At 63.1% G+C, this 6,560-nt stretch carries 5 protein-coding genes; all 5 read right to left on the minus strand.

Annotated features, from left to right (window positions below; genetic code table 11):
- Positions 1 to 50: 50 nt before the first annotated feature.
- The 5 genes from tcuB to INT12_RS27895 all read right to left on the minus strand — a co-directional run bounded on the left by tcuB (position 51) and on the right by INT12_RS27895 (position 6,010).
- Positions 51 to 1,208, minus strand: coding sequence for a tricarballylate utilization 4Fe-4S protein TcuB (tcuB, locus tag INT12_RS27875; RefSeq protein WP_017846941.1), 1,158 nt, complete (start codon positions 1,206 to 1,208; stop codon positions 51 to 53).
- Positions 1,195 to 2,646 carry an FAD-dependent tricarballylate dehydrogenase TcuA gene (gene tcuA / locus INT12_RS27880; RefSeq protein WP_017846942.1) on the minus strand — a complete coding sequence of 484 codons (1,452 nt, stop codon included), beginning with the start codon at positions 2,644 to 2,646 and terminating at the stop codon, positions 1,195 to 1,197. Before tcuA ends, tcuB begins: the two co-directional genes overlap by 14 nt.
- Before the next feature lie 171 nt (positions 2,647 to 2,817).
- Positions 2,818 to 3,753, minus strand: coding sequence for a LysR family transcriptional regulator (locus INT12_RS27885; RefSeq protein WP_193059106.1), 936 nt, complete (start codon positions 3,751 to 3,753; stop codon positions 2,818 to 2,820).
- A gap of 175 nt (positions 3,754 to 3,928) precedes the next feature.
- Positions 3,929 to 4,492 carry a cytochrome b gene (locus INT12_RS27890; protein ID WP_193041117.1) on the minus strand — a complete coding sequence of 188 codons (564 nt, stop codon included), beginning with the start codon at positions 4,490 to 4,492 and terminating at the stop codon, positions 3,929 to 3,931.
- A gap of 63 nt (positions 4,493 to 4,555) precedes the next feature.
- Entirely contained in the window at positions 4,556 to 6,010 is a 1,455-nt protein-coding gene (locus INT12_RS27895) for an aldehyde dehydrogenase family protein (protein ID WP_193041118.1), read from the minus strand.
- Between the last annotated feature and the right edge of the window lie 550 nt (positions 6,011 to 6,560).

Raw genomic sequence — 6,560 nt, forward strand, 5'->3', positions numbered from 1 at the left:
TATGGCTACCGTGGTGATCAATCTTGTTTTTGGAATGACGGTCTTGACGATCAGTCGCTTGCGGCGTTGATGGGGTTGGGTTGACGTTTTTCGATGGAGTATTTGAGCAGCGCGGCGCTGCGGAAGATGCCGTGGGCGAATTTGCTGTAGGGCATGGTCAGGAAAAAAGCCATGACCAGGCCGAGATGGATCGCCAGCAACAGGCCCAGGGCCATGCTTTCGCGAAACGCCAGGAGTGCCAGGCCGCTGGCGCTGACGAGAAACAGCAGCGCGATGAAGCCGCGATCCATGGGTTTCTGCTGTTCATCGCCGTGTTCGGCGTTGCGCCGCAGGTTTAACCACAAGAGCCCCGCCGGGCCGACCAGCAACCCGAACCCGCCGACGATGCCGAGCATCACCGGCACGCTCAAGACGGGGTAGGGCGCCGACCAGCCCAGCAGGAAATGGTAGAGCGTGGCCACGCCGGTGGCGGCGAAGCACAGCATGAAGCCGTAGAAGGTGAAGTGATGGAAGCGCCGCCGCCACAAGGTGAATCGATCATCGGCGTTATTGCAGCCCTCGCCGTGGCCACCATCCAGGTACTTGAGCGTGGCCACATTGGCGCTCGCTTCCAGGGCCGCCGATGTTGTTTGCTCGCGGGAGGCCTCGACCGGCGAGACATTGCGCCAAAAGCGCCGCACGCCGATCGCCAACGCAAGCACCGCGAAACCAAACACTGCGCCGAACATCAGCGCCAGGGTGTTATGCGGGAAGATCCCGTAGAAATTCCCCCCGGGCATTGCCGTGAACAGATTGCCCATCATCATCAACGTCAGGCAGAGGAACAGCGCCAGCCCCGCGCCGGATGCCAGCGCCAGGGTCAGCCCGTTGCGCCGGTATAACGTGCCCATCGCCTGCGGCCAGGCGTACTCGGCATACGTGTCGAGGCGGACTTTGGCCATGGCCTTGGGCACATTGATCGCAAATTCATGCGGTGCGGCGTACTGGCAGGCGTGCAGGCACGCACCGCAGTTATGGCAAAGGTTCGCCAGGTAATGGATGTCCGCCTGAGAAAATTCCAGGCGCCGGGTCATGGCCGGGAATACCGCGCAGAAGCCCTCGCAATAACGGCAGGCATTGCAGACCGTCATTTGTCGCTGGACTTCGCTTTCATCAAGGTTGAGGACGGGAATCAGCGTGCCCGGCGCCTTGGGATCAAACAGCTGCATGTTGCGGCTCCTGGGATGAACGGGTGATGAAACCGGCCGCGGCGGCGGCTTGCACGCCGGCAATGCGACCGAATGCGGTGCCGATGGCCATGCCGATGCCGGCGGTGTAGCCCTTGCCCAATACGTTGCCAGCCATCATTTCTCCGGCGACGAACAGGTTCGGGCTCGCCTGGCCGTTGAAGCGAACGGCGGCGGTAGCGTCGGTGGCGAGGCCTAAATAGGTGAAGGTCACGCCCGGCTTGAGCGGGTAGGCGCAGAAGGGGGGCTTGACCAATGGGCGGGCCCAATGGGTTTTGGCGGGCGTCAAACCTTCGGTGCGGCAATCGTCCAGGGCGGTGTGGTCGAACGTACCGACGCGGCAGGCCGCGTTGTAGGCCTGGATGGTGCTGACAAATGGCGCCACCGGGAGCTTCAACTGGCGCGCCAGGTCTTCCAGTGAGTTGGCTTTGGTGCCCGGAAACACCGGCGGCATGAACCGACCGATGGCTTGTTGGTCGATGATCGAATAGGCCTGTTGACCGGGCTGCCCCGCGACCAGGCGCCCCCAGATCGCATAGCGCTTGGGCCAGAAATCCTCGCCCTCGTCATAGAAGCGCTCGCCGTCGCGATTGACCACCACGCCCAGCGATACACAATCGATACGCGTGCAGATGCCGCCGTCATACAACGGTGCGCGGGCGTCGATGGCCACCATGTGCGCCTGGGTCGGGTCGCCGATAAAATCGGCGCCCAGTTGCTGCATGCGCCGCAGCAGTACGCCAGTATTGAAGCGCGTGCCGCGAATCAGAAAGTTGTCCGAAGGCCACTCGCCGCGCTCGTTTTGCCCCCACGCTTCACGCAGCCATTCGCGGTTGGATTCGAACCCGCCCGCCGCCAGCACGCACGTCCTGGCCTGGATACGTTCGGCGGGCAGACGTTGCCCTTCGGCATCGCGCGCGCTCAGGTGGGCCGCGACAAATGTTCCCCCGTTCAATTCGATGTCGGTCACTTGCGCGTTGTAGCGGATGTTCACGCCCAACCGCTCGGCGCTGCGGTAATACGCGTTGACCAACGCCTTGCCGCCGCCCATGAAAAACGCGTTGGTGCGCGCGACATGCAACGCGCCGGATAACGACGGCTGAAAATGCACGCCATGGGCGCGCATCCAGTCACGGCAGTTCGATGAGGCGCGGATGACCAGACGAGCGAGCTTCTCGTTGGTCATCCCGCCGGTGACTTTCAGCAGATCCTGCCAATACTCCTCTTCGGGGTAGGCCTCGACCAATACATCCTGGGGCGCGTCGTGCATGCAGCGCAGGTTGCGGGTGTGTTGCGAGTTGCCGCCGCGCCAGGCTTTGGGCGCGCCTTCAAGCAACATCACGCTGGCGCCGGCCTCTCGGGCCATTAACGCCGCGCACAAGGCGGCATTGCCGCCGCCAATGACTAATACGTCGATCATCATCACTCCTCGATCGCGAGGAGGCGTGAACGAAGGGCTCCTCGCGAGTGGCGAGACCTTAGGGCAGCGAGCGTTGGGTCGAAAGGCGCGTTAGCGGTTGGGGTGTTTAGTTTTCGTAAAGGCTTTGCGGGTTGCCGCTGGCCCTGAAGCGCGGGCGAGGGCGGCTGGAGATCAGGGCGTGATGTTTTCGATCCACGAGGCGCCCGGCCATTGATGATCGATCACCAGCTGCCGCGCCACATCGGTGATGACCAGCCGCGCCGCGAGTGCCGCGGGCGCCAGCTCATCATCCGGCAGTGTCGCCAACAGGTTTCGCCGGCCGACATGAGCATCGGCGATTTCCACCACCGAAAGCCCCGACTCGCCTTTAAGCGCCACCGCCGCGCCGGGCTGGATGGTGGCCGCGTGGCCGGCGCGTACAGCGTTCATCAACACGGCCAGGCCATCCACCTCCATGATGATGTTGGGCGTCAACCCCGACCGCTCGAACGCCGCCATCAGCGTTGAGCGCAAACCGTGTTGCGCACTCGGCATCACCAGTGGCAGTTGCCCCAGGTCCGCCATTTGCACAGAGCTTCCTTGCGGGGCATCCGGCAAGTGTGGCGAGCAGATGACAAACAGTTTCTCGTCAAGCAGCGGCGTCACGCTCCAGCGCTTGCCCCCTTCAAGTTGAAATAAAATGGCCAGATCGATCTGGCGGGCATTGAGTTGCGTGGCCAGATGCCCGGACAGCATCTCGATCAGGTGCAACTGAATATCCGGATACCGCGCGCGCATCGCATTGATCAAGGGCAGGGCAAGCACCGTGGCTGTGGTGGGCGGCAAGCCCACGGTGACATACCCGCTCATCCGCCCACGGTGTGCCGCCAGGATCGCATTCTCGGCTTGCCTCAAGCACAACTGCGCATGGTGCAGGAACGCCATGCCGGCCGGGGTCGGTGTGACGCCGGTGGTCGTGCGGTTCAGTAGGCGGGTCGAGAGTTCGCTTTCGAGTTTGGCGATCTGCTGGCTCAGCGCCGACACGCCCACGTCCAGCTCAAGGGCTGCGCGGCCCAGGCTGCCGTGTTCGACAATGTTGACGAAATAGCGCAGTTGTCTTAATTCCACGCGTTACTGCTCCACTTCAAATGAGTACCTACCTGTGTAACGGTGGGTCGGGGAACGTCAGCCACCACGCACCGAGCGGGCGAGGCGGCGCGTGGTCAGCCTGAGAGGTAACGCGTCGGCAGTCAACTTCCAGCGTTGGGTTCGCTGCTGGCCGGCGTTGTTGGCGTGCGCCAATTCATAACATGCGGCGCAGCACGTCGCTACGAGGATCTTTGTCGTAGAAGCGGTGCTTGAGCGCACCGGCGATGTGCAACAGGATCAGCCCGAGCAAGGTATACGCAAGTACCTTGTGCAGCCACTGGAAGACGACGAACCAGTCGTCATTTTTCGCCAGCAGCTCCGGCAGGTTGATCCCGAAAAAGAACACCCCGTCGCTCATCGTGTAGGTGCTCGACATCGAGTAACCCATCAAGGGCACGATCACGAGCAGTGCATACATGGTGCGTTGCGCAAGTCTTGACAGAAACCGCTCATGCTTCGCCAGCGTTCCCGGCGGCTGTGGCAGCCTGGGGCTGTGCAACCGCAGGGCGATCTGAACCAGCACCACCAGGAACGTCAGCACCCCGAAGGACTTGTGCCAGGGGTAATAGAGCTCGAACTTGCTTGCCACTTCGTCAGGCATGCCGGTCATATGCCAGCCGGCCCAGAGCAGGCCGGCGACGAGTGCGGCGCGCAGCCAGTGCAACATGCGCAGGGACGTCGGATACCGATCGGTGCTCTGTTCGTCAGTCGGGTTCATCGTGGTCTCTCCATGGGTATCAAAGGCCTCAGCGGCGGCGGGGCGATCAGGCCCAGGTTTTTTTCAGGTGGGCAGCAGCACGGTGACGACCTTCTCCTCGGTGTAGGCCATCGCGCCGCCGAAACCACCCTCGCGTCCGATGCCACTGGTCTTGACGCCGCCCCAGGGCAGGTTGGCATCCAGCGGGCTCCAGCAGTTGACACCCACGGCGCCGACCTTCACCGCCGCGGCCACGCGATGCGCGCGCGCCAGGTCGGTGGTCCACACCGTGGCGGCCAGGCCGTAGGTGGAATCGTTGGCCAGTGCGACAGCCTCTTCTTCGCTGTCGAACGTGATCACGGTGCCGACGGGGCCGAAGATTTCGTCGCGGGCGATCGCCATCTCGTTGTTGGCGTTGGCGAAGATCGTCGGCCGGACAAACCAGCCGCGCTCAGGCGTCGAAACGCCACCGGCCAGCAGAGACGCGCCTTGTTCGATGCCCAGTTGGATGTAGCGGTTGACGCGATCGAATTGCGCTTTCTTGGCCACCGGGCCCATCTGTATGCCGGGTTCGCGCGGATCGCCGACCTTGACCGCTCGCGCCGCCTCGGCCAGCGCTGCGGCGAAACGCTCCGCAATGCCGCGCTGCACCAAAATGCGCGAGCCGGCGGCACAGACCTGGCCCTGGTTGGCGAACAACCCGAGGGCACAACCGCGCAGCGCGTCGTCAAAGGGCGCGTCGTCGAAGACGATCTGCGGGCTCTTGCCGCCCAGTTCCAAGGCCACGTGCTTGAACAGCACACCGGCGGTGCGCTGGATCTCGCGTCCCGCTTCGGGGCTGCCGGTGAAGCTGATCTTGGCGACGTGCGGGTGTTCGCACAGCGCACGGCCCACCTCGGCGCCGTAGCCGGTGACCACGTTGATCACGCCATCGGGGAAACCCGCTTCCTGAGCCAGCGCGACCAGGTGCAGGGCGGACTGCGGCGTTTCTTCCGAAGGCTTGATGACCACGGTGCAGCCGGCGGCGAGCAACGCCGCGAGTTTCCAGACGGTGATCATCAGCGGCGAGTTCCAGGGCACGATCGCACCGACTACGCCCACCGGCTCGCGGACTGTGTACGAGAGCGTCTTGGTGCCGAAGTAGCCGCCAGTGGGAATGGTGCGCCCCTCCAACTGGTTGGCCCAGCCGGCGGCGGCACGCAGGTTGGCGACCGCGTTGGGGACGTCCAGCCGGCGCGGTTCGAGCGGCGAACGGCCGATGGCGTCGGCGTCCAGGTCGGCCAGCATGTCGGTGTCGCGCTCTACCAGGTCTGCCAGTTTCACCAGCAGCCGCCCGCGCTGGGCACCATCGAGCTGGCGCCAGGCGCCATGTTCGAGTTGGCGCTGCGCGGCGGCTACGGCGCGATCCACGTCTTCGGCCGTGCCGCGTGCGCAACTGCCGTACACCTGTTCTGTCACGGGGTTGACCAGGGCAATGCGCCGGCCGTCGGAGGCTTCGACGCCAGTGCCGGCGATGAAGTGATTCAAATGTTCAGTCATGTTTGAGGCCTAAGTGATGGAGGACCGGTGTGAACCGCTCAAGCCTTGAAGGAGGCCAGTGCCTCGCGGGGCATCCGCGCAGTGCAAGGATTCAGGTATGCCGATCATCCCTATGGCGCGCCGCTTGCCGTTAGCCCGAATTGGCACTTGAGACGGCTGCCGTGAGCGCGCCGCCCCGCGAATTGAGGCGTGCACAAAGGAATGTGCAGGTTTTGCGCTATGTGCGAATATCGCCGGGAAGAATGCTCAAAAAAAAAGAATATTGGCAGAGGCTTTCGGCACCATGAAAATCTATGGTCACCCCCATTTTTGCAATACTGATTAACGGGTGGTGTGGTTGGCTTGCTTAAATCTATCCGGCGTCTGTTTGGGGCATGCCCCAGCGCCACGATGAGAGTCGCGCCTGACGATCCTTAAAAACCCGTCGGCTTCTGAAGCCGATTTTTATGTCAGGATCTTCGCCAGGCCGGTGTGCCGTTCACATCATCTGTTGTTCAGCTATCGCAAAACCTGAAGGGTGAATCGTGGTACTGCAACAACTGCAGGGTCA

Origin of the sequence: Pseudomonas sp. K8 (assembly GCF_014889455.1) — a bacterium.
GTDB lineage: Bacteria > Pseudomonadota > Gammaproteobacteria > Pseudomonadales > Pseudomonadaceae > Aquipseudomonas > Aquipseudomonas veronii.

What these genes read in the sequence shown, in the direction of transcription:
- tcuA (WP_017846942.1), bottom strand. Translation starts at nt 2,646, where the DNA reads ATGATCGACGTATTAGTCATTGGCGGCGGCAATGCCGCCTTGTGCGCG.
- INT12_RS27890 (WP_193041117.1), bottom strand. Translation starts at nt 4,492, where the DNA reads ATGAACCCGACTGACGAACAGAGCACCGATCGGTATCCGACGTCCCTG.
- tcuB (WP_017846941.1), bottom strand. Translation starts at nt 1,208, where the DNA reads ATGCAGCTGTTTGATCCCAAGGCGCCGGGCACGCTGATTCCCGTCCTC.
- INT12_RS27895 (WP_193041118.1), bottom strand. Translation starts at nt 6,010, where the DNA reads ATGACTGAACATTTGAATCACTTCATCGCCGGCACTGGCGTCGAAGCC.